22 protein-coding genes are annotated in these 21760 nt (G+C 47.1%); 9 read left to right on the plus strand and 13 right to left on the minus strand.

From position 1 onward, the window contains the following. Positions 1 to 107 precede the first annotated feature (107 nt). Positions 108 to 464: a hypothetical protein gene (locus tag AC1S52_RS01020; protein ID WP_482027179.1), complete on the minus strand. Its 357-nt coding sequence runs from the start codon at positions 462 to 464 to the stop codon at positions 108 to 110. Between the two features lie 276 nt (positions 465 to 740). Here AC1S52_RS01020 and AC1S52_RS01025 point away from each other — a divergent pair, with 276 nt between their 5' ends. Both AC1S52_RS01025 and darG read left to right on the plus strand, forming a co-directional pair. Next, positions 741 to 1406: a Uma2 family endonuclease gene (locus AC1S52_RS01025; protein WP_482027180.1), complete on the plus strand. Its 666-nt coding sequence runs from the start codon at positions 741 to 743 to the stop codon at positions 1404 to 1406. A gap of 92 nt (positions 1407 to 1498) precedes the next feature. After that, positions 1499 to 2542, plus strand: coding sequence for a type II toxin-antitoxin system antitoxin DNA ADP-ribosyl glycohydrolase DarG (gene darG / locus AC1S52_RS01030; protein ID WP_482027181.1), 1044 nt, complete (start codon positions 1499 to 1501; stop codon positions 2540 to 2542). A gap of 65 nt (positions 2543 to 2607) precedes the next feature. Here darG and AC1S52_RS01035 read toward each other — a convergent pair whose 3' ends face one another. Beyond that, the gene (locus AC1S52_RS01035) at positions 2608 to 5118 is read right to left on the minus strand and encodes a dsDNA nuclease domain-containing protein (RefSeq protein ID WP_482027182.1); all 2511 of its coding nucleotides are present in this window, start codon (positions 5116 to 5118) and stop codon (positions 2608 to 2610) included. A gap of 127 nt (positions 5119 to 5245) precedes the next feature. On the opposite strand from AC1S52_RS01035, the gene AC1S52_RS01040 reads away from it, so the two are divergent. From AC1S52_RS01040 to AC1S52_RS01050, 3 genes are all read left to right on the plus strand, one after another. Next, a complete protein-coding gene (locus AC1S52_RS01040) occupies positions 5246 to 5482 on the plus strand; it encodes a ribbon-helix-helix domain-containing protein (protein ID WP_482027183.1) in 237 nt (78 codons plus the stop codon). Then, entirely contained in the window at positions 5469 to 6989 is a 1521-nt protein-coding gene (locus AC1S52_RS01045; RefSeq protein WP_482027184.1) for a helix-turn-helix domain-containing protein, read from the plus strand. Before AC1S52_RS01040 ends, AC1S52_RS01045 begins: the two co-directional genes overlap by 14 nt. Positions 6990 to 8596: 1607 nt before the next feature. Further along, a complete protein-coding gene (locus AC1S52_RS01050; protein WP_482027185.1) occupies positions 8597 to 10450 on the plus strand; it encodes a hypothetical protein in 1854 nt (617 codons plus the stop codon). Between the two features lie 80 nt (positions 10451 to 10530). Here the strand turns inward: AC1S52_RS01050 and AC1S52_RS01055 are convergent, their stop codons facing one another. From AC1S52_RS01055 to AC1S52_RS01075, 5 genes are all read right to left on the minus strand, one after another. Then, the gene (locus tag AC1S52_RS01055; RefSeq protein ID WP_482027186.1) at positions 10531 to 11301 is read right to left on the minus strand and encodes a DUF3226 domain-containing protein; all 771 of its coding nucleotides are present in this window, start codon (positions 11299 to 11301) and stop codon (positions 10531 to 10533) included. Between the two features lie 2 nt (positions 11302 to 11303). Next, entirely contained in the window at positions 11304 to 12488 is a 1185-nt protein-coding gene (locus AC1S52_RS01060; RefSeq protein ID WP_482027187.1) for an AAA family ATPase, read from the minus strand. Between the two features lie 105 nt (positions 12489 to 12593). After that, positions 12594 to 13010 carry a hypothetical protein gene (locus AC1S52_RS01065; RefSeq protein WP_482027188.1) on the minus strand — a complete coding sequence of 139 codons (417 nt, stop codon included), beginning with the start codon at positions 13008 to 13010 and terminating at the stop codon, positions 12594 to 12596. 3 nt (positions 13011 to 13013) lie between these two features. Next, complete coding sequence (locus tag AC1S52_RS01070; protein WP_482027189.1) at positions 13014 to 13385, minus strand: GIY-YIG nuclease family protein; 372 nt, start codon at positions 13383 to 13385, stop codon at positions 13014 to 13016. A gap of 309 nt (positions 13386 to 13694) precedes the next feature. Next, the gene (locus tag AC1S52_RS01075; RefSeq protein WP_482027190.1) at positions 13695 to 14324 is read right to left on the minus strand and encodes a GNAT family N-acetyltransferase; all 630 of its coding nucleotides are present in this window, start codon (positions 14322 to 14324) and stop codon (positions 13695 to 13697) included. Positions 14325 to 14393: 69 nt separating this feature from the next. Here AC1S52_RS01075 and AC1S52_RS01080 point away from each other — a divergent pair, with 69 nt between their 5' ends. The 3 genes from AC1S52_RS01080 (at position 14394) to AC1S52_RS01090 (ending at position 16260) form a co-directional block, all read left to right on the plus strand. After that, a complete protein-coding gene (locus AC1S52_RS01080; protein ID WP_482027191.1) occupies positions 14394 to 14939 on the plus strand; it encodes a GNAT family N-acetyltransferase in 546 nt (181 codons plus the stop codon). 61 nt (positions 14940 to 15000) lie between these two features. Beyond that, entirely contained in the window at positions 15001 to 15690 is a 690-nt protein-coding gene (locus AC1S52_RS01085; protein ID WP_482027192.1) for a hypothetical protein, read from the plus strand. 9 nt (positions 15691 to 15699) lie between these two features. Continuing rightward, positions 15700 to 16260, plus strand: a complete 561-nt coding sequence (locus AC1S52_RS01090; RefSeq protein ID WP_482027193.1) for an HD domain-containing protein — start codon at positions 15700 to 15702, stop codon at positions 16258 to 16260. Positions 16261 to 16328: 68 nt separating this feature from the next. Here the strand turns inward: AC1S52_RS01090 and AC1S52_RS01095 are convergent, their stop codons facing one another. Next, positions 16329 to 17027 carry a hypothetical protein gene (locus AC1S52_RS01095; RefSeq protein ID WP_482027194.1) on the minus strand — a complete coding sequence of 233 codons (699 nt, stop codon included), beginning with the start codon at positions 17025 to 17027 and terminating at the stop codon, positions 16329 to 16331. Further along, on the minus strand, positions 17024 to 17563 hold the full coding sequence (locus AC1S52_RS01100; protein WP_482027195.1) for a hypothetical protein: 540 nt from the start codon (positions 17561 to 17563) through the stop codon (positions 17024 to 17026). The genes AC1S52_RS01095 and AC1S52_RS01100 overlap by 4 nt, the downstream gene beginning before the upstream one ends. Before the next feature lie 137 nt (positions 17564 to 17700). Here AC1S52_RS01100 and AC1S52_RS01105 point away from each other — a divergent pair, with 137 nt between their 5' ends. Next, entirely contained in the window at positions 17701 to 18699 is a 999-nt protein-coding gene (locus AC1S52_RS01105; protein WP_482027196.1) for a tyrosine-type recombinase/integrase, read from the plus strand. A gap of 40 nt (positions 18700 to 18739) precedes the next feature. On the opposite strand, the gene AC1S52_RS01110 is transcribed toward AC1S52_RS01105, so the two are convergent. From AC1S52_RS01110 to AC1S52_RS01125, 4 genes are all read right to left on the minus strand, one after another. Then, entirely contained in the window at positions 18740 to 19099 is a 360-nt protein-coding gene (locus AC1S52_RS01110; RefSeq protein ID WP_482027197.1) for a hypothetical protein, read from the minus strand. Positions 19100 to 19208: 109 nt separating this feature from the next. Further along, positions 19209 to 20366 carry a DNA alkylation repair protein gene (locus AC1S52_RS01115; protein WP_482027198.1) on the minus strand — a complete coding sequence of 386 codons (1158 nt, stop codon included), beginning with the start codon at positions 20364 to 20366 and terminating at the stop codon, positions 19209 to 19211. Between the two features lie 47 nt (positions 20367 to 20413). After that, positions 20414 to 20620, minus strand: a complete 207-nt coding sequence (locus AC1S52_RS01120; RefSeq protein ID WP_482027199.1) for a hypothetical protein — start codon at positions 20618 to 20620, stop codon at positions 20414 to 20416. 156 nt (positions 20621 to 20776) lie between these two features. Further along, entirely contained in the window at positions 20777 to 21760 is a 984-nt protein-coding gene (locus AC1S52_RS01125) for an AAA family ATPase (RefSeq protein WP_482027200.1), read from the minus strand.

Below are 21760 nucleotides of genomic sequence, written 5' to 3' on the forward strand. Positions count from 1 at the left end.
CCTTCAAAACACTCGACCAACTCCAACTTAAAGTTGATCAACTGATTGCTCAGTTAACTCCTGAGCTAATTGCTTCCATCACAGGGTATGCATTTATTCTCGATGCCCTATCTGCCCTGAATACTGTTTAAATTGGTATCATTTGCCCCAGTTCCTTTCCCTAAATACACGCTCTTCAGCCCTTTTGTTCCCTTCTTAGTCACACCCCAGTAGCGCAAATACCGATACGGACCATAGGTCTTGCCCGTCTTTGTATCCGGAATCATCTTTAATTCAATGTGACCTCGACCGCCGTGTCTTCCCAACGGAGTTCCATCCTCCCGCCGCTCTTGGGACGCATCAACGGCTTCCTGCTGTCGGGACTCCAACAGTCCTGTAATCATGGCAGCGAGTTCTGCCAGTTCCTCATCCTGCCATGATTGGAGTTCTTGAATTAAACGTTCCGGTCGGCTTCGAGGTGCCATCCTTGTTACTCTGGATTGCGATTTAGGGAATGAATTGTTCCCATAGAAGCATAAGTATTCCCTAAATCATTAAATTGCAGAAGATACAACTGTTTCAGTCTGGTGGATTGGCATTTACTTAGGGAATAGTAATCGTCTTTTTCGCATAGACTGTTCCCTAAGTTAGCGATTGCCTGAAGCAAGCGGTTGGAACGCTAGAAGAATCAACGGGCAGTACGGCTAAAATGGGCACTGCTAGAATGAAAAGCAACCACCTGACTCGCCTAGTCCCTTGCAATGACCGCAGAACGGTTAGCCAAAATTCCGCCCCTTGAAAGCGGCGATCGTCTCAGCCGCGCCGAATTTGAGCGTCGTTATCATGCGATGCCTCACCTCAAGAAGGCGGAACTGATCGAAGGAGTTGTTTACGTGGCATCCCCCTTACGTGCCCAGGCTCACGGTAGCCCCCACGCTCACATTATTACTTGGCTAGGAGTCTATGAATCTGCTACTCCTGGCGTGAAGTGCTACGACAATCCAACTGTGCGCTTAGACGGAGATAACGAACCCCAACCGGATGCCGTATTGCGATTTGAACAGAATGGGCGATCGTTTATTAGTGAAGACGATTACATAGAAGGTTCTCCTGAACTGATCGTTGAAGTGGCGGCTAGCAGTGCGTCCTACGACCTCCATGACAAACTTCGGGTCTACAGGCGTAACGGAGTCCAGGAGTACGTGGTTTGGCGCACCTACAGTCAGCAGATTGATTGGTTTTACCTCCAAAATGGAGAGTATCAATCTCTAATGGCTGATGAGCAAGGCATTTTTTGCAGTCAACAATTTCCAGGGCTGTGGCTGGCGAGCGAAGCCCTCCTGTCTGGCAATTTGGGGGAGGTACTTCGGGTTCTTGGGCAAGGGATCGGGAGTCCAGAGCATGGGGAATTTATGGCTTCTCTTTAACCCATCGTCCTCAGCATGTTTGAAGAACTTGGCAAATTTCAAAGTGATCAACAAATAAGTTGGTACGCTTGGGAGACTGAGAGACGAAGATTATGCTGGCAACCTGTTCGGGTAATCTGCTTAAGGCAAATGCTGAAGCTCTTGTGAACCCCGTCAACTGCGTTGGTGTCATGGGAAAGGGGTTGGCACTGCAATTTAAGCAGGCGTTCCCAGAAAATTTTGAGGAATATCAACGAGCGTGTCAGGATGGCGAGGTCAAGCCAGGGCAGATGTTTATCGTACCGACAGATTATCTAACTCATCCCCGTTACATCATCAACTTTCCCACCAAACGTCATTGGAAAAATCCATCCCGCATTGAAGATATTGAAGTCGGCTTGCAAGCACTGATTGAAGCAGTAAGGTGGCTAAAGATCCGTTCGATCGCCGTTCCACCTCTGGGTTGTGGCAATGGTGGGTTAGCATGGTCGCGAGTTGCCCCAATGATTGAAGTAGCATTTGCTCAGGTGCCAGAGGTACGGGTATTAGTCTTTGAACCCCCAGCGGCTGAGTCCAGACAAGTCACAGCAATCACCTCCTTTCCCCCACTCACCCGCGCTCGTGCCCTGCTAATTGCGCTGATGGAGCAATACCTGTCGCTGGATTATGGACTCACAACGCTGGAAATCCAGAAGCTCGCCTATTTGCTCCAAGCAGCAGGTGAACCATTGCGCTTGCAGTTTGTTCAGGGGGAGCAAGGACCTTACGCCGCCAATTTACATCCGGTTCTGCGTCAGTTAGAAGAACACACCATTGAGGGCTACCGCCCTGATGATGATGGGGCAGAAATTAGACTTCGACCAGAGGCGGCTCAAACTGCACGGGATTGCTTGGCGGATACTCCGGCGATCGCCATCCTGAATCGAGTTACTCGTCTAATCGAAGGCTATGAGAGTCCTTATAGCTTAGAGGTGCTGGCGATCGCCCACTGGGTTATGCAAGCAGATCCGCAGGCAGCGGCAAATGCAGAGCAAGCGATCGCTGAGGTAGAAAAGTGGCAACTAGGGCAACGAAAGTCTTTTAAGCCACAACACGTTAAGCAAGCGTGGCAGCAGTTGCACGAGCAACAATGGCTCCTGGCAATGGAACCTGTTTGAGTAACTTGTTGCATTTAATCAGATTGGAGTTCAGCATAGAAATATGGCTATCACATCAGATGATTCTATTTCTTGCCCTCTTTTTCAATTTCTGAGATTGGCAATAATAATTCTTTCTCAATTCTTTCCCTAAGCTCGACTTTACAGTCATTCATACAGTTTATTAAGAGCTTATTTGCATCATAGTATTTCCTTAAAATTATTCTGTCGCTTTCATCGAAGGCTTGCTGTTGAAGAGTGTTTCCATACTCCAGAAAGAATTCTTTAAATTTTCTATTAAGAGAATCTTCGTTTGTTTTCCACCAAGAGATCTGTGCTTTCATCTCTTTTACAAACCAGGGTTTATTCAAATTTTCTGTGGTTTTTAATAGTTTGAGATCAAGATAGCGATTTGGCTCTTTTACAGGATCTATGATTGTTTCTAGTTTTGCTGCTATGGGAAAACTTACAGTTGAGTCTAAATCTTTTATGCCGACATCTCCAAGGGATGGCTCTAAAACAGCAGCTAGCTCGTACCCATGAGTACAAAACTCATATAGCTGATAACACTCTAAAGCGGCTTGAAAGTCTAGTTTTTTATAGTTCCTCTCAATGTAAAGAGCTAAGTAAATATTGTGAACATATCGAACCATATAACAAAAGAAAAGTGTGCGAAATGTTGGTAGCCAATCAATAATCTCAGACTCTGTGTAGTTTTGAGAATTAGGTATTGCAAGTAATGATTCAACTGAATTAAATCTTTCATGCACTGAAGCTAACAGCTTTTGTATCTTTCTGCTTTCACAAACCAATTTATCTACTTTCTTCTTGAGTAAAAGAAACTCTTCCTCTATACTGAAAATCTTACCTTGAAAAAACTCTTGGATTAAAGGATGCATTTGGTATTGCTCTGCACCTTGAACTAAGTGCAAGTTCTCTAATTCAACTCTGGCATCTTCTAAAACTTCGATTTCTGATTCAGAGGTGACATGGCTGAGGAGTAACCAGACTTTATGTGCTGACGAGCATATGCTTAATGCCTTGCCTAATTCCTTTGCTGATTCACTCAGCATTTCCCAACTTAATTCAAAGGCGGCAGCGACTCCTCGTTCAATATTTTGAGTACGAGTGCGATCGTTTTCATCAACTTGCAATGATGGATGGTTTAATCCTTTTGACTCTAACCTCCTTAGCATTTCTGCCAGGGAGATTCGACGCTTTTTCACATAGCATCCAACTAGGTTAAGCGCTAATGGTAAGCATCCTAGTCTTCTACACAACTCTACTGCAATCTCTTTTTCACAAGCTAAGTTTGTTGCATTAATCCATTGGTGAAGAAGCTCTAATGATGCATTCTCTGTTAGAACATCTAAAGGCAATGGATAGGGAAGATGATCAAGTTTAAGTCTGGTAGTAATTAATACCCGAAAACGACTATTTTGAGGCGGTAGATAGGGCTTAATTTGTGAAAAATCATCAACGTTATCTAGTAATATCAGCACATCCCCCGGTCGCCAGTTTGCCCAACAGTAACCTACCTTGTCCTCTAAATCTTTTGAGATTTCGAGCTGAAGACGCGATTTTCCAAATTCAACAATTTGTGCATCTAAGGTTCCCTCGTTCGCTTGCAACCAACAAATTCCACTTGGATAGTTTTGCTTGTGAGTTAAGGCATATTGCAATGCTAGTTCTGTTTTTCCCACACCACCCATGCCCATTACTGCACAAACAGTAACTTGCCCATGCTCTTGAATTTGCTGGTGTAGCATTTTTATTTCTTGCTCTCGACCAACAAATTTTTCTGGCAAGACTGCTCGTTTAGGTATATTTTCAGGAATATCTACAATTTTAATTAAAGGGAGTATCCAGTCTTGGAAATCTTTGCGTTTGATTTCTTTGGCAGCCCGATTAATTTTACAATTTGTCTCACCTGCTTTTTTGACTTTGGTGAGTAGTTTTTCGTAAATTTCATTCCACTGCTCATCAAACAAGAGAATACCAATACTCTGCCCAAAAGCTCTTAGCTTCGATAGATTCCTCTCTGCAAGAGTACCTTCTGAAGGTTGAACTTCCCATTCGGTTCGTAATAGCCAAGACGATATATCGTTACCGATGGGCGATTTATAACCTTTTATCTTTTCAGGTATTTGATTATAGAGATGAGAAAGATCCTCATTATTAGAAGTTCGAGTGGATGAATTGAGAGGAAAAGTAAGACTTTTTAAGTCTTTATTAACATTGCAGCAGGTTACAATTCGGAAACGGCAAGGTTCTGCCAGTTGCTCATTAGCAAATGATTTTTCAAGAATAGAAGTCCCAGGTTTTCCTTGCTCTTGCTCACAAAGTTTTGCTACTGACCACAATTGGTTAAGCTGATTACTCTTAACTTGAATAAACTCAAATTCCTCTACTTCATCACGTTCGCGAACGAGAGTAATGTCATCTAGGATTTCACACCATACTTCTAAAATATTGGGATCAGTTAGCATATCAATGCAATATGCTGCTGCAACATGATCCTGAAATGTGAACCCTTGCCTCGCTCTTTCACCTCCACTTTCAAGTGGTTCAATTGTGCGGTAGGAAGATTCAAGCATAGTTAGATAAAGCTGTTTTAGAGAAGGCTAAGGTTGACTTTCAGGCAAGTAGAAGTTTTACAGCAAAAGTTGTTGTGCCCGATCGCGAAACCTATGTTATCTCTTATATAACCGATTTCGGATAACCATGAGTGCTGGTAAGGACAAACAGAGCCGTAAAGGGCTAGGGCAGTATTACTCGGAGCCAAAGAAGCCAACCATGATTGGCTTGACTCCGACTGCTGTGGAGCAGCTAGATGAGCTTGCAGCAGAGTTTCACCTATCTCGGTCTGAGTTTATTGAGCGAATAGCCCGGCGGATGATCCCGGTAGAAACACCTGGATTGAGCGTCGTTTCTTCGAGGGGTAAGCATGATGAAGTCTAAATCTAGTCCTGATGGGAATGCTACTTCAGAGTTTGAAACCTCCTCGCAGCTATCGTTGACTGAGGTAGAGGTTTTGCCAACCCAGTCTACTCGTAAAAGAATTCGCAAACCGCGAAATTTGCCCCGTACTGAGCCGCCGCTATTTACCAATAAGTCTGTAGAGATGATGGCGAGCGGGGCACCCGTTATCTCTGCAACTCAGGCATTTCTCAAACCACCTGACTGGAGTGAGTATGGGCAGGATCGGCTTTACTTTCAGAAGCAGTTTGGCAAGGGGCGTTACATTGAGTTCTATGTTCTGAACAAGCAGAAGCACCAGGCTGACTCTATTTCATCGCAGGCTGAGCGGGAGATCCTGGAACAGTATGGTGTGATGGCTGCCCGTCTCCATGCGGTATTTGCGTCCTATGCGGCGATCCAAAGTGAACCCTGGAAGCAACCGTTTTATCTGCTAGGGACGGATCTGATTAAAACCCTCAAAGTCCACAACAGCAATAAGTTTACGAAGTCACAGAAGCTGAAGGCGATCGCCGACTTAGCGTGGGTCGTGGGTACATTGGGTGCGGTGATCCACTGGTTTGAAGGCGATATGGATCTGTGTGTGCGGGAGCGGAGTCTTCTGTGGATCGTCAGTGTGCAGGAGTATACTCAGCCAAATGTGGATGGTGCAACTGAGGAACTCCATGAGGTTGTGATCCGTGTGCAGCCAGGATTGTGGACACATAACTTCCTGAATCGAGAAGGCGCACAACAGCAGAAAGCCTTATATCAATACGGGCTAATCCCTAAAGAGGTTTTTGACATCGATCCCCATCGCCGCAAATTGGCGACCAGTATGGGGTTGTACCTGATCCAGAATAGCCGCGCTCGTCCCAATGGAATCTATACGATCGAAAGTCTGATCGAAAGCGTCCTTCCCAGCAATGAAATTGAAAGGGCATTGTCCGATCGCCGCTATGGGTGGAAGTTGAAAGAGTCTGTTGATAATGCGTTGCTGACGCTCAAAGATAGCCTCAAGATTGAGATCGGCTTTGATGATGAAACTTACCCAATCTGGCTAAGACCCGTCTGGAGTTTACCCGATGAAATAGCCCTATTGCCCACTAAGGAGCGTAACCAGCAGCTTTTAGGCGCGAAGTGGCTACCTGATAACTATATCTCCAAGCATTGGTTCCCGGCGAAAATCTCGTTCAAGTTACCCTCACAGATTCAGGAGTGCCTGGATGATCTGGAGGCAAGGCGAACTGAGAAGAGCCATCGGGCATCTGCGAGACGACGGACTATTGAAGCGGATGCTCAGCCTGTAATGGCGCTCGCTCAACTTCCCACATCAGAATTAGCAGGAGCTACTGTTAAAGCCGCACGACAGGCAAAAGGATGGACGCAAGCTCAACTCGCATCCACGATCGGCAAGAGTGTGAGTTGGGTGAAGTTGGTAGAGAGCGATCGCCGTCGAGCAGTCGATACTGACCAAAGTTTGCTTCGCCAGGTATTGGATATCCAGTAAATAGAAGAAGCAATAGTTACATGTTCTGTAACCCTGCTGGGACTCTTTCCAGGTAAGGGTTTCAGCTCTTATCTGACTCTGAAACTGTCATTAAAGGTGACATTGCCATCCCCCACTCGTGACTTGAAATTTCGGAACTCACCGATTGGGTTTAGTCTTATAAGTCTGTAACCCCATGTAACCATTGTTAAACAAGGCTTTTTGCTCTTTTTGGCTTCAGAATTCTCCTATAAGTGTGACATCAGCATCCCCTACAAGTGACTTCAGTTGCGTTAACAGAATTCATGGTTACAAGGCTAGTAACTTGGCTGTAACCATTGCCAGGAGATGAGTTGGGACTAATCCATTCTCTTTTAGCGACCCTATTGTCGTGACATTAGCTTCCCCTGAGTGTGACTTCAATACTGTAGGCGATCGCCCTGTAACCTTCTGTAACCACTTCTAAATGAGGCTTTTGAACAGTTTGGGTATTTAATTCTTCCCCTGAACGTGACAACAAGCCCCCCTGCAAGTGACTTGATAAACATGAGGGGGAGATATGAACGATTTGGTTACAAGCTTATTTAGCGTGAGAAAGTACTGTTAACCACTAAATATAGGAATAGTACAGTTCAACTATGTCAACACTGGTGCAGGACTGAGAAGTAACCACTAGATGTAGGCTTGATTATTTTGGCTTTGGATGTCACTGTAACCTGGCAAGTAACTTTACTGTAACTATTGTTCTGTGGACTTCTTAGCCATTTTTATGATAGTTACACATCCCCTGGTTATGACATTAGCTGCCCCTTGTCGTGACATTCGATCGAGTCTCAAGTCACTGCATCTGTAACCCTGCTGTAACCCCTACTGGATCTGTGTTTGAGATCATTTTGGTTACAAATTCTAGAAAGTAACCCCCTTTAGCAGGGACTTTAATTTCCCCTACTTCTGACTTTGCTATCCCCTGCTAGAGACTTTAGATACCCCTACTTATGACTTAAGATTTTTCAACGGTTTATCCATCAAGGGTTTTCAGGATCGTTACAAGCCTGATCAGATCAATTAGATCGATCACGGTGTAACCACATGGTTGAGCAAACTGAGGGGCTACGCTTTAAACGCGAAAAATTAATTGTTTCTCGTAGGTATGAGCTTGAAGTGTCAGCCTACGTTTGAAACCAATGTCAAAAGCGATCGCAATTCGATTCCTTTTGGCATCCGTAGCCCAGGAGAAACCCCCATGACTTAAAAGCCCCTCAGAACTGCAAAAGCCCCAACTGCTGACACAGATGGAGCTTTCAGTTCAAACGTTACATTCCAAACGTTACTTTCATCGCAATAGAGCGTAGTGATGCTAACTAGATACTTTGGCGAGTGACAGTTAGATCCCTAGCTTTGCTGTGCCCATTTTAAGCAAATTCCTTTAGGTGTTGCAAGCCAAGAGTCTCTGCACCCAAGTTTGCCTAAATTACGGCACAACGCTCTATTCCCTATTGCTTAACCAGGTAATTGGTCAGCCTACGTCGAACTGCCAATTGCCCAAGTTTTGTTTGGCTATTTGAGACAGAGCGTTTCATGGTAATCCACAAAAATTGGTTCTTCTTTGACACAGCTGGAGGTGTTGCATGAGCAAACCTCGTCGAGTAGAGCCGTTGCCCGGTGATGAATTAGGCAAGCGGCTGTGTCAAACCTTTCCCTATCTCTGGAAAGCGATCGTCAAAACCAACGAGCCAGATAGCAGTTGGAAAACCTTAAATGACTACCCGCTGCGTCCAAGGGAACTTTGGCGGTTCTGGCAGGATGCAGCTCAGGTTGTCGGGGTGCGATTTGACTCGCTAACCCGCTACGCCATGATTGACTTAGATGTGAAGGGAGCCTATCACCCCAAACAGGATGCCCAAGCATTGTCTGTTATTCGAGCTGCATTAGAAACAATTGGAATCGCCCGAACGTTCCTGATCCAATCCAGTTCAAGTGGTGGACTGCATCTCTGGCTTCCCTTTCCAGAACAAATGCCCACTTTTGGGTTAGCAACTGCAATCCGACAATGTCTGGAAGTCCAGGGGTTAACGGTTGAGCAAGGACAGTTAGAGATCTTCCCCAACTGCAAAGCCTATGCGCGGGAAGGTGAGTTTACCGAGTACCAGGGGCACCGACTTCCCCTACAACCCGCAACAGGTGCCCAACTTCTGGATGATGACCTCAATCCAATGGTTGGTGGACTAGAACGATTTTTTGAAATTTGGGATCACTGTGCGGCTGGACAGGACACCGATCAGTTACGGCAGGCGATCGCCCAGGCTCAAAAGAATTGGAGAAAGCGATCGGCACGCCGAGATTCCGCTGTTGTGGAAGCATGGCGTACTGCCCTGGAATTTGAAATCAGCGAAGGCTGGACTGACCACGGACAAACGAATCACCTTCTGAAGCAGATTGCCTGTTATGGAGTCGTGTTTCAGCGGCTGAAGGGTGAACACTTGATTGAGTACGTCCAGCGTACTGCAACCAACAGTGCTGGCTATGCTCAATGGTGCCGTCACCAACATGAGATTGAACTCCGTTGCCGAGTATGGGCACGGGCAGCAGAGGGATATTATTGGCCGCTTGGCACAGAGGCTACACGGCAGGGCAATATTCACCAGGAGGAAGGGAATGGTGCAATCTCGTCAGGCAATCTCGTCAATCAAGCGCGAGCTGAAGATGCTCAAGTCCGAATTACCAATGCATTGAATCACTTGAAAGAAGCAGGAGAATTGGTTCTATACAAGACAAAAACAGCCCTTGAGAATGCCATCATTAAACTTGCTAAATGCAGCAAGCAGACCACGCGCAAATATCTGCACCTCTGGTACCCCGAAGGGAGTGACCTGGTGCAAGAGGTGTGTACTAACCATACTGATGCAGTTTTAGCCTCATCAGTATCCGCCCAAGTAGAACCTCAAAAATCGCTAGAACCCTTATCCAATCAGGAAGTACACACTCAGCCCTATATGAAGGGTTTAGGGCCTGCGGCTGTTTCTGGGTCGGCTCCTTCTCACATTTTGTCTTCCAGGGGGGGTACGGGGGGGTTATCCACAACTCAAGCAGGGGAAATGGCTGGGGAGTTGTCTTTGCAAAGCGTTCCTGTTGAAACTGCTCTGCCTGATTTAGGAAGAAGCAACCTAGAAAAAGCTCCTAAACCCTCTTTCCCTTCAACAGTGCATCCAAACCCCCCCTCTTCTCCCCAGCTGCATCCTCGTCCTAATTTGAAGCCAGCGACTCCAAAAAACAAACCTGCCTCAGCAGTGCCTATACCAAAGCAGCAAGATGACTTGAGATACCAGTTTGGTCAATTGGCAAACCAAATGGGCTGGTCATTAGATCAGGTAAAGGCATTTATTGGACAAGCGATCGGCAAAACTCTGCAAAATCTGGTGGAAGATGACTGGATTCTGCTGGTTTACCAGATACGAGATCTCGTATCATCGCAAAATGTTTAAGCGGAAGTTTCCGAAATGATCAACTTTCTCTATCAATTCTTCAAGAATTCTTGAAGTTCAACTTCGGTTGCTTTCATCTACTACATGAATCCTGTAATTTCATCTAAAAACATTTTGATCAGCTTTACACTATCTAAATCCATTGTTTGTTTATCTATCCATCGGTGTTCCTGTATTGAAACTTGCAAAGTCTTTCCAGGTCTTAGTATGCTACTAATGCTTGATACTACTGCTTTATTTTTACCTGCTGGCTTATTTAACTCCTCTAAATCTTTCTCGTTTAGCTGTGTAGTATCAATGCTAGAAACATAGTTTGTGGAAAGTTGTAATAGGTCTGGATAGTTTACCTGTGCACATTCAAGAAGGATATCTTCCAGTGTTCCTGATTCAACGTTGTTAGGCATGATAAAGATGCCGAAGCGGGGAGAGTTCTTCACAACTTCACCAAGCACCGAAGGTACTGACAAACTTAATAGAGATAATTTAGAAGTAAGTTTCTCAAATCTTTCTTGAGGTGTTTGTATATCATCAGCATCTAAAATAAGACCAATGCCAAAGATTTGGGAAGCTGGGATTAAAGCAAGGCTTTCCTCAATAGTGTTTGATAAACGTGTGATTCCAATAGCACTATGCAACGCAACCGACAAATCAGCATTTTGCAAAAAGATTGGAACAGGTACACGTTTCATTAGGTCATCATCTACAGGAAAAGTTTTAGGAACAAGCGGCTCCCAAAATGGGTCGAGCAAAGATAAACGAGTAACCCGCTTTAAACCATAGGATTTGAGTAAACAAATTAGAAACTCAACATCTTGAGGACCTTCTGCAACAATATAGCAGTACCTAACCATGACTACCTCACATCCAGTCCACGTTCTGAACGCAATCTATGCAATAAGTTGCCAGAAAATCGTTGTGAATCCTGTCCTTTAGGGTTTAGCCGAAAAGCTACGATGTCGTCTGTATTAACTTCAGGCTTTAACATTGCGTCAATAGCCTCAAGACTGTGGGTTGTTACAAAAAGCTGTACTTCTAGTCGGCGACAAGTTTCAATTAGCCAAGAAAATACCTGGCTGAGAGCCGAAACATGAATAGATGTCTCAATTTCATCAACTAGAAGTACACCACCAGAGGTAGTTAAGAGAGTAAGAGCAATGACTAAAGTTCGCTTAAACCCATCACCAAAAACATATAGAGGGGCAAAACCTAATTCCTTATGTTTTATATAAAGGGTTGCTCTAGAAGTTGTTGTCGAAAGTATTTGAATGTCAAGGATATTGTTATCGAACGAGCGAATTAATTCTAAGACCGCAGCTTTACCATCTCCTCCTCGCAAAATCACTCGCGATAGGCGATCTAAAATCGGTTCAGAAGAAGAGTATGAAGGAAATATAGTTGCATTCTTCACAATCGGTCTAGTACGTTTGCGCTGAACAAATCGCTCGTTTTCCCAAAACTGAAATACTTCACGTTCTGGCTCAAGTCCGAATAAGCTCTTTTGTTCTGAAAATAGTTTCGCTTCAACTTCTAATTCAAGCCCAGGACGAGCGGAATCTATTTCAGAGATGGCATCTTCTTCTGCTGAAGAAGTATCTTCACTCATTCTTTCTTGGCTGCTCTTGCCTATGCCACTTCCGTAGACTTCGCCAAGCTTTGCTGTAAAACTTTGTATAGGCGCACTACCACGTGTCTCTACCAAGATTTCATTAGAACTATCCTTGTCCACTATCAGCGTTTGATTTTCCTGTGATAAGTTTCTAGAGGATCCTATTTTTTGTGGGAAAACCCATTTAACTGCTTCAAGGTTCGGTCGCAATCCTGCAAAGGGCGATCTGCCAAGGTACAATCTACGCTGTGAAATCTCAAGCCATTGAAACGGATCAAGTGGATTACATAAAATTGATACGGCTTCGAGAAGACTAGTCTTTCCTGAATTGTTGTCCCCGACAAAAATATTAACCTGCCCTAGCCCAGACAGATTTACAACTTCTAAACCGCGATAGGCATTAATTTGTAGCTGGTCAAAGACCTGGTTCATTTGAACTAGAGCCAATAGCTTAATTGGTCATAAAGAGATAGCCTAACTTGAAGATGATATTGCAAATTGGCAAACGAGGAAAGCATTCTAAGTTTAGAGTATCTGCTACTGCTGCTTAGCAGCAGTTTGTTGCTGAACTCGCTTTTGATGGCGCAACAGTTCTACACGATCGCGTTGCAGTCCAACCTGGCAGTCATCAAAGGTGACAGAATCGGGGTCAAGGAAGTGGGCGATCGCTAGCTCAACCACAAATTCTGGTGGCATCTCTTGCTCCACAGCATAATTTCTGATCTCGTGCCGGAGTGAGCCTGGAAGGTCATCTAAGACATTGCCAGTCTTAGGAGGGTTTTGCTTAGTATCAGGAGGAATATACTCTAGTTCAAGAAAATGAGCGATCGCAAACTGGATCACCGCATCAGGTAATAGGTCTGCTGCATCTGCATAGGCAGCGATCGCCTCTTTCACTCGCTCAGGCAGAGAGGCAAAAATCCGAGATTGGGTATTGAAGTTGGAGGTCAGCATAGATTAATCCTCCTGAGCGATGCGATCGTTATAGGGTGGTCGAACCTGCCGTAGCACGACTTGCTCTAACTGTAATGATAACCTAGCCCAGGGAAAAGACAGTCGGGCAACGGCAATCCGCACGTCATCGGGATCAAGGCGATCAATAAATGCCCAACCCAGAGCCTTGTGACCTCCTCGCAATCTGGAGCGAATATTACCGGATTTGCCAATATATAAAACACCTTGAGTCTGGTGTTTGATGGCATAGAGACCAGTACAGTTAGGCAACTCCCGGAATTCCCGGCTCAGCGCGTGACACTCTTGGAAAGGTGTTTCTACAAGAACACGCAGTAGACGTGCTGCCTCCTCCCTCAAAGACTCCTGGTCAACCACAGTTTATCCTTCCATAACAAACCGCTCTGGCCTGTCTAACTGCCCAAAGCCCTGTAGATTCTACACTACTGAGGTAGTGCTCTTTACGCTGAACTCTCCTCCAGGGACTGCATTGGAAATTTAGGGTTTTGCGTTCTGCGATCGTCCTCCTACAGTCTTCCAACCTTCAGCACATTCAGGCATCCGTTCAAATAATTTCCTTGGAAAACAGGAGAACTGATCACGATCGCCCATAATCCCTTTAATAATGGACGACTGGTTGATGCAATTCTTGAGATAGTCACAGCAAGTCCTGGAGAATTTCAAGGATCAGAGAATTTTCTGCCCTATTGCGTCAAACGCTTCAACGACGGCTGCCGCCGCTTTACTGGTTGGGTAATCTTCTGCAAATAGCGACCAAATCATAGAATCTCGCTTGTGTCCCTCATGATCCTCTACTCGTTGTCGCAAAATCGCCTCATGAGTAAAGCCCAATTTGCGTGGAACCGCTGCACTTCTGAGGTTGGTTGGATCACAGTGAATTTCGACTCGTGCTACTTGATTCACGGTAAATGCCACTTTGGTCAGAGCTGCCGCCGCTTCGGTTGCCAAGCCCTGATTAAGGTGATGAGCGTGAATCCAGTAGCCAATCTCCAGGGCATCATTGCCAATGCCTGTGTGCAGCCCGGTTGCTCCTAACACCTGCGTTTCGTCGAGATTGAAGATGCCATAGGTAAAATCTTGCCCCAGATCGAACTTGCCACGGGCTTGTCTAAGCCAATTCATGCGCTGTTGCAAATCTTTTGGTTCCCCATGCGCCCACGGCATCCAGGCTTTGAGATGCTCTAGACTTTGGGCGATCGCCGCAGATAACAACGATGCATCACCCGGGTTCCAACAGCGTACAACCAGTCGTTGAGTGTGGATGAGGTAGGCTGGACTGAGATTTTCTACTGCCATAGTAGTGAGAAATTTTGCTGAACCTATTAAGGTCTGCTACAGCAAAGACCCTTGCCAATTCCAAGGCTGATGCAGATTACTGATTTGACTCCTGAGGATACCACCACCATTGAGCAGGTTGCATTGATCCTGCTGGATTGCTTCGGACACTTGCCCCGTGGTTACCCAACTCTCGAAGAGGCACTTGAGGAAGTTCATGAGTCCTTGGCGAGCGATCACATTAGTCGTATTGCCGTTGATGATTCAGGAACAGTGTTGGGTTGGATTGGCGGCATTCAGCAGTACGACGGCAATGTTTGGGAACTGCACCCATTGATCGTAAAGTCTGACTGTCGCGGGCAAGGAATTGGGCGATTATTAGTTGCCGATCTCGAAGTACAGGCAAGACAGCGGGGCGGCGTGACGCTTTGGTTAGGAACGGATGATGAAGAAGGAAAAACGACGCTTTCAGGAATCAACCTCTATCCCAATGTATGGAAGCATATTGCAACGATTCAGAACCTGCGACAGCATCCCTATGAGTTTTACCAGAAATGTGGATTTGTCATTGTCGGGGTGATGCCGGATGCAAACGGATTGGGCAAACCAGATATTTACATGGCAAAACAATTATGAATGTAAGGTTATCAATCCACACCCTCCTCAACCCACTTAACGCCAATAAAGGTAGTGAGTGATGCGTTGCCCTCAATGTCTGCAAACCGTCTCAGAATCAACCAAGCACTGTCAATGCGGTTTTGCGTTTGATGATGTTGCAGCGGTGGATTTACAAGACTGGTTTGCTCAGAACCAACAAACCTTGGAAGCTGCTTATACTGAGGCACCAACGCCGTGGCAACAATCGGGAAAGAGTGGCACATTTGAAGATTGGGTGCGGCTACGGATTGCTAACCTTGCCCCTGTACAGAGATCGGGCAGCTATCTCGATATTGGTTGTGCCAATGGGTACTTGTTGGAATGTTTAGTCGTATGGGCACAGTTGAAGGGACTGGAACTGATTCCCCACGGTCTAGACTTCTCCGCCAAACTGGTTGCTTCGGCTCGACAACGCCTTCCCACTACGAGCCATCTTTACGTGGGAAACGCTTGGAACTGGACGCCGCCGCAGCGTTTTGACTATGTGCGGACTGAACTCGATTACGTGCCGCGCAATTATCGCCAACCTTTTGTTGAACGGTTATTGGCTGAGGTTGTTGAGCAAACTGGGCGATTGACTGTTTCTCAATACCGCAGTCGTCGCGATAATTTAAGCCAAGGCTGGATCGAACAAGAGTTAGAAGAGTACGGGTTTCGAGTAGTTGAGATCCATTCGGGCTATAGCGGAGAGGGCTTGGAACTATGTCGTGTTGCAGTTTTGGAGCCATAAACCTGTGTGATGTCGTCGATTGAGGAGCGATCGCCCATGAATACTGTAATAGCGGTTGAAGCAGTCGAGGCGTTTGTGCAACCGGACTATGCAAACCGTGACATCATGCATAATCTTGCTCATATTTATCGGCTTCACAGGCTGGCAAAAGAGATTGCCAGTAGCTACGAACATGATCCGCAATTACTGTTACTTGGCGCATATTTCCACGGCACGATCGCTTGCAAAGAAGCAGAAATCAGGCAATTCCTTGAAGGCAAGCTACAACCTGATGAGGTCAATCGCGTGATTCAAGTTGCGTGGGAGTCTCAGAAGGAAAGTCAGGCTGAAACAATTGAAGGTAAAATCCTACATGATGCACACCTGCTTGAGGGTGGCAAGACATTCATGATTACCAAGTCGCTGGTGACGGGAACAGCGCGGGGACAGTCTTTAGAAGAAACGTTGCACTATCTTCAAGAGAAGATTTTAGGAAAATTTAAGTGCTATCTACCAGAGCTACAAAGACAATATGCGGAAAAAGAAGAGTACACGAGGTTGTTTCTCCAGGATTTGAAAAATCATCTGTAAGAGAATCCATCTTGACCTACACGCTACTCAAGCTGGACATCCATCTTGCATTGAGGTTGCTGATTGTGTCACCGCTGGGCGCTGGTTGCTGAAGTTCCTTTGATCCAAAACGTATTACTATAAAACTCCTCGCCTTGTTCTAGCTCAAACTCACCGAGCAGTACACCCAGCCAAATCTCGACTTGTGGCATTCCCAAACTTTGGCACAAGTGGGCAAAGGAGGTGCAGTGGCTCGGTATTGCGATTAACCATTGGGCGATCGCCTCAATCCACCGGGACACATCTTCATCGTGGGCGATCTGCAATACTTGCTGTTTCCGTTCCTCCTCAAGGGCTGCCTCCGACTCCAACTGGTCTACCATTGCCAGCAAAGCTGCTTTGTCAACCGTCGCGACGACGGACCCCTCTTCTGTTTCGGCAGACTTGACTCGTTTTGTACGAGACTTGCGCGGGGGAGTTGGTTCCATTAAGTCACTCAAATCCACCGACATCGTCTGACGCACGAGATCCGTAAAAAAGCCCTGCTGCACGATTGGATCACGGTAGGCTTCTTCCCACTCCGTCATCAACACATTTGCTCGTGCTGCACACAGTTCAGCAATCTGAAGTAGAGCTTCCCCAGCAAACTGAAGCCGCGCAGCCTCCGGGAGTTGAGCAACTGTGACCTCCATCGTATCCAGGATTTGCACCATCTCAACCGTCTCCGGCATCTGCTGTGCCCGTCGCAATTCCTCCCACAGATTCAGTTCCAGTTGTTCTCCCTTCATGAACGCCCTTCTCCCTGTACATAGTGGAGATGCTCAGCATGGTAAGAGCAGGGACGGATCGGGCATTGAGAAACGGAGTGCTGTTCTTCGCGGGCAAACCGTTCAAACCCACTCCGCCGCCCATTTCCATAGTGCTGGTAGAGGGCATCCAATAATTGTCGGGCATACTCCTTCACCAAACGGGGCGGTAGCCCAAAGGTGTGTTGGGGTTGGGTCATCGCCACGGGTTTTTCTCCCAGCCATAACTCAGCGCACATGGCATGAATGACGACTTCATCATTCGGTTGTCGAGGTTGGTCTACATAGGTGTGCAGCACCACATAGGGGATTTGGGGGAGCGGTACGGTAATTTCTGCGATCGCCGTTTTTCGTTGGGCCAAACGACTACGTCCTTTCCGGTAATAGGAGCGGCGGCTCCGACAGGTTTCCTCGCGCCAGCAGCCATCCCCACCCTGTTCGGCATCATGCAGCTTACGGGCCTCCTCTGGAGTCAACAAAGAGCATGCCCAGCATTTCTCATTCGTTCGCCGCCCCATGGCTAACCTCACCAACTGCCCTAAATTATCGCCTAAATGCCGATGATTCCAAAAATGGTGTTAATATTCTGACAATATTCTGATACAGATAAGTGCCGTTATCTCTATCTGGAATCCATACAACTTTTTCCTCGACGATGACTTCATCCCCTTCTGATCCTGTTTTGCCGATCGTCATCATGCCTATCGAGGGCGGCAAGCAGGAGGAACCCCGGCAACCAGAACCACCGGACCTCCGTCATTGGCAGATCGATGAGTTTCTACGGCAAACGGGAAAATCAGATAATACTCAGCGGGTTTACCGGGGGCAGTTGGTGCGGTTTGCTGCCTGGTGCGATAAGTCCTGGCTCGATGTCACTCCTAGTGATATTGGGAAGTACCGACGGGAGTTAAAACTGAAGGGGCTGAAGGCGACCTCGGTCAATCATGCGCTCAATACGCTGAAGGCATTTTATGGGTGGCTGCGGCGGAGCAATGGCTATCCCATGAACAAACCTTTGCCAACGGATGCGATCGACCTGGAACGCCAGCCAGAGCCAGAAGCCGACCATATTGACGGAGACGAGCTGGCCCAGATCTGGCAGGTACTGGAGTTTGAGGAGAAGACTGCCATTCGTGATCGCGCCATTGTTGCAGTCCTCAGTCATGGGCTACGTGCATCAGAGGCATCCAACCTGAATGTGGAACACTGGAACAGCAAGATTTTGAAGGTGCATCGCTCCAAGGGGCAGAACGTAAGTGAGGTGCCGCTCAATCGGGAAGCGAGACAGTACCTGGAAGCCTATCTGGAGTGGCGACGGCAGCAGAGTGGGATGTTTGAGCCACTGCCGGAAAGTCCGATGTTTCTGGCCCAAGACCCGAAGAGTGCCGGGAAACGGTTGGGCTACAAAGGCTTGCATCGGATGGTAAAGCAATTAGGGAAGATAGCGGGGGTGGAGGACATTAACCCCCATCGCTTCCGACATACCTTTGGCACGGAAGTGACGCGACGCGGGGTGGATCCGCTGTTTGGGAAAGAGTTGATGGGCATCAAGAGCGATCGCGTCTTTCAGCGGTACACCAAAGGGGTGTTTAAGCAGGCGGCAGCAGAGGCTTATCTGAAGGCGATCGGCGAGGATGAAGATGAGAAAAGTTAACGCTCAGTAAGCGGTTGTCCTATGTCTTGCCTTAGTCGGATCACCCATGCGCGGCACGACGGAACAACCACGCTGATCCGGCAAACAGAGCGATAAAGAATCCATTCAGAACTGTAAGCTCTAGTGGTCCACTCCAAGGGTAGCCCAACTGAGCGGTCAGCGCGATCGTGGCAACGGAGGTCTGAGCGAGTGCCGTGGCGAACAGCGCACGGGACATTCCACGGGGTCGGAAGCGTGCGATGAGGGAGCCAATGATCCCGATGGCGAGCACCCCGAAGTACATCAGGTTGGCAGGGTCACCATCTCGCCCGATAATGCCAACGCCCAGACTGAGCCAGACCAAGATGAGTGCTGCTGCGATCGCGACACCAGCGGCAAATCGATACATCGTGTTATTCATGGTTCCTCCTCGATTGGGGGTAACGTCGTGCAGCAATAGCCTTTTGTTCCTTCGTTTGCAGAACGTTATGAAACTGCAAAGTTGGGTTGATGGCTGGCAAACGATACCATCAAATCTCCACGTTGTTCAGGACATGAGCATCGCTGGGTGGTAGTGTCCTCATTAATTCAAAGGAGCCTAAGGGAAATGTTTGTCCATTCAATAGGATTTCTATCAAATGGCTTCCAGGGTAATGTTTACGGGTTGTCATGTCTGCCAGGGAAATGGCTTTACTGAGTTGTATCGTTTCCCTGGGTGCAAGTTCAACGGTCTTTAGCTTGAAAACCTTGGGGCTGGTCTTGCGATTCGCTTTTACAAAATGAATCCGCAGATCAACCAACAGTCGCTGAGGCTGAGAAACGGCATTTGTGATTTCAAAAGCGATGGAGACAGCCCCTCCAATCATGACTTGTGGAGGTGTAATACTAACTTTGTTAATCGATACCGTTATTTCGTCACCAAAGCCTAGAGCGGCGATCGCTCCGGGGTCAGCTCGCTTTACAGCCGATCGCAGTGCGTGGCGAATCAACCAGCGCCGTTCATCGGTTGCATTGACTAACCATCGGTGAGCGATTTCCACCAGTAAGGACGGATGATCCTTGCCGATGTCATTCAGATTATTGGCAACAGAACGGCGGACATAAAGTTCGGGATCGTCTTTGAGCAGCTCCAGCAATTCCAGGACGGGGTAGGGATTTTTTTGGAATTCTCGTAAACGAGGTGCCCAAGGCAGGCGGGGGCGAGTGCCTTCGGAGACTAAGCGACGGACATGGGCGCTGGGGTCTTGTGTCCATGTTTTTAGTCGTGCCAGGGTCGCTTCGGGATATCGTTCTAGAAATGGGCGAATACTAAATTCAGCGGTAAACCGCTGCGTTAACTCATACTGAGCCTGCATCGAAGCCTCAAAATCCTCCAGCCCATATTTCGCAACAAATAGAACATGAGGGAGATAGAGGAAAGGAGCCATTCCAGACTGTTTTGTCTCTTCGAGTGTCGGACTCAATGAGGCGATCAGAACATCGGCAGCTTCTTCGTAGTTGCTGGGTAAATGATGATGGAGTGCCTCCGCAATTTTCCATCCTCGTGGCATCAAATCCAGGGCATCATATCCATCTCGTACCTCGTTCAGAAAGGTTTCTGTAGCGAAGTTAGGAGATACCCCAGCAATCATTGCAGCTATTTTTCGGGCTATCTCGATGCCAAATTGGTTTTTAAGAGGTTCAGCCAAAACAACTCCTTTCAGTAAACTCTAGGAGTGGAGATTTTGGATGCTGGCTACTCTACTCCATCCTTACGTTTTGAGGATTGCCTAGCTTTCTCAATAATGCTCTGTATCTCTGTGTCTAATGCAGCTTGTTCTTGCTTTAACCTGGCTTTTTCTGCTCTCAAGCGTTTTGCGCCTTCAGGGTCAAAACGATCTCCAACATAATTTGCAGGATTTTCCTCTGGAAAATCTTGAAAGTACTCATACATCTCGCCCATTGTTATATCCTCTTCAGTAGGTTCTTCTATTTTCTTCTGTCGCTAGCCTAACCGCAACGAAAAATTTAGTTGTTTATAGACAGGCGACCATGCATTGCATCTGGTAGGGCAACAAAGGTATCGCACATGGGATTCGCTCTACTCAATGCCACTATTTTATGAGGCATCCAGAATGGGGAACACCAGGAGAGGATCGATGGCGGCGATCGCATCCATCATCGGCTGCTCATGGGAATCGTTCACTGCGATGTACCGTTTGCCCTTCTGCTTGAGTACCTCAACGAACCACTGGTGCATCTCCATGCGAATATGCTCACCTTCGCGGGTGCCATCCTGCACAAAAGCAAAATCAGGAGCGGTCAGGATATACAGGTCGTAGTGACGGGAGTCGGCAACTTGTTCCACCACTTTGGAATAAGTGCCGGTGTATCGTCTGTGCCAGACATGAGTTGCGAGTGGATCGGTATCACAAATGAGCAAGCGATTTGCCCGCATTGCCAGGTCATCTTCCCAGTTCGCCTGCCCCTTCGCAATCTGAACAAACTCGTAGGTATCCCACTGTTCTGCACGAGGAGTGTAACGTCTACCTTCCCAATACCATCGCCCATATTCGGGCACCCATATTGTTCGGTAATGCTGTGCTATGGACTGAGCTAGGGTCGTTGTGCCACTGGACTCCACGCCGATCACACAAATTCGTTTCGCAAAATACGCTTTGGCGGGTGGCGTTAGCATTTGCCAATGAGCCGAGAGATCCTGCCGTAGCTGGGTTCCTGAAATCGGAAAGTGTTTACGTTCGAGATCAACCGCGTGATGTTCTGCATTCATCAATGCTGCCCAGGGTTCGCCATAAGCTTCAGAGGTAAAGACGAAATTGGGTTGTCGTCCTTGCAGAACGGTTAATGCTCGTTCTGCCCAGGGTTCTGGTGCATCTGGAATATCTTCCAGCACTTCGATCACTTCGACACCGGGGTGCAGAAGACGAATCCAGTTGGCACGAACAGTACCAGGGATCGCTTGGGTCGGTTTGTACCCAACCAGCACCACGAGATGATCGACCTGTGCTTTTGCCTGTTCAAGCAGATAGTGATGCCCTAGGTGGAACGGATAAAACTTCCCAATCGTAATACCCAACGTCAT

It is taken from the genome of Kovacikia sp. CALU 1929, assembly GCF_056784235.1.

What these genes read in the sequence shown, in the direction of transcription:
- AC1S52_RS01020 (WP_482027179.1), bottom strand. Translation starts at nt 464, where the DNA reads ATGGCACCTCGAAGCCGACCGGAACGTTTAATTCAAGAACTCCAATCA.
- AC1S52_RS01025 (WP_482027180.1), top strand. Translation starts at nt 741, where the DNA reads ATGACCGCAGAACGGTTAGCCAAAATTCCGCCCCTTGAAAGCGGCGAT.
- darG (WP_482027181.1), top strand. Translation starts at nt 1,499, where the DNA reads ATGCTGGCAACCTGTTCGGGTAATCTGCTTAAGGCAAATGCTGAAGCT.
- AC1S52_RS01035 (WP_482027182.1), bottom strand. Translation starts at nt 5,118, where the DNA reads ATGCTTGAATCTTCCTACCGCACAATTGAACCACTTGAAAGTGGAGGT.
- AC1S52_RS01040 (WP_482027183.1), top strand. Translation starts at nt 5,246, where the DNA reads ATGAGTGCTGGTAAGGACAAACAGAGCCGTAAAGGGCTAGGGCAGTAT.
- AC1S52_RS01045 (WP_482027184.1), top strand. Translation starts at nt 5,469, where the DNA reads ATGATGAAGTCTAAATCTAGTCCTGATGGGAATGCTACTTCAGAGTTT.
- AC1S52_RS01050 (WP_482027185.1), top strand. Translation starts at nt 8,597, where the DNA reads ATGAGCAAACCTCGTCGAGTAGAGCCGTTGCCCGGTGATGAATTAGGC.
- AC1S52_RS01055 (WP_482027186.1), bottom strand. Translation starts at nt 11,301, where the DNA reads ATGGTTAGGTACTGCTATATTGTTGCAGAAGGTCCTCAAGATGTTGAG.
- AC1S52_RS01060 (WP_482027187.1), bottom strand. Translation starts at nt 12,488, where the DNA reads ATGAACCAGGTCTTTGACCAGCTACAAATTAATGCCTATCGCGGTTTA.
- AC1S52_RS01065 (WP_482027188.1), bottom strand. Translation starts at nt 13,010, where the DNA reads ATGCTGACCTCCAACTTCAATACCCAATCTCGGATTTTTGCCTCTCTG.
- AC1S52_RS01075 (WP_482027190.1), bottom strand. Translation starts at nt 14,324, where the DNA reads ATGGCAGTAGAAAATCTCAGTCCAGCCTACCTCATCCACACTCAACGA.
- AC1S52_RS01080 (WP_482027191.1), top strand. Translation starts at nt 14,394, where the DNA reads ATGCAGATTACTGATTTGACTCCTGAGGATACCACCACCATTGAGCAG.
- AC1S52_RS01085 (WP_482027192.1), top strand. Translation starts at nt 15,001, where the DNA reads ATGCGTTGCCCTCAATGTCTGCAAACCGTCTCAGAATCAACCAAGCAC.
- AC1S52_RS01090 (WP_482027193.1), top strand. Translation starts at nt 15,700, where the DNA reads ATGTCGTCGATTGAGGAGCGATCGCCCATGAATACTGTAATAGCGGTT.
- AC1S52_RS01095 (WP_482027194.1), bottom strand. Translation starts at nt 17,027, where the DNA reads ATGAAGGGAGAACAACTGGAACTGAATCTGTGGGAGGAATTGCGACGG.
- AC1S52_RS01100 (WP_482027195.1), bottom strand. Translation starts at nt 17,563, where the DNA reads ATGGGGCGGCGAACGAATGAGAAATGCTGGGCATGCTCTTTGTTGACT.
- AC1S52_RS01105 (WP_482027196.1), top strand. Translation starts at nt 17,701, where the DNA reads ATGACTTCATCCCCTTCTGATCCTGTTTTGCCGATCGTCATCATGCCT.
- AC1S52_RS01110 (WP_482027197.1), bottom strand. Translation starts at nt 19,099, where the DNA reads ATGAATAACACGATGTATCGATTTGCCGCTGGTGTCGCGATCGCAGCA.
- AC1S52_RS01120 (WP_482027199.1), bottom strand. Translation starts at nt 20,620, where the DNA reads ATGGGCGAGATGTATGAGTACTTTCAAGATTTTCCAGAGGAAAATCCT.
- AC1S52_RS01125 (WP_482027200.1), bottom strand. Translation starts at nt 21,760, where the DNA reads ATGACGTTGGGTATTACGATTGGGAAGTTTTATCCGTTCCACCTAGGG.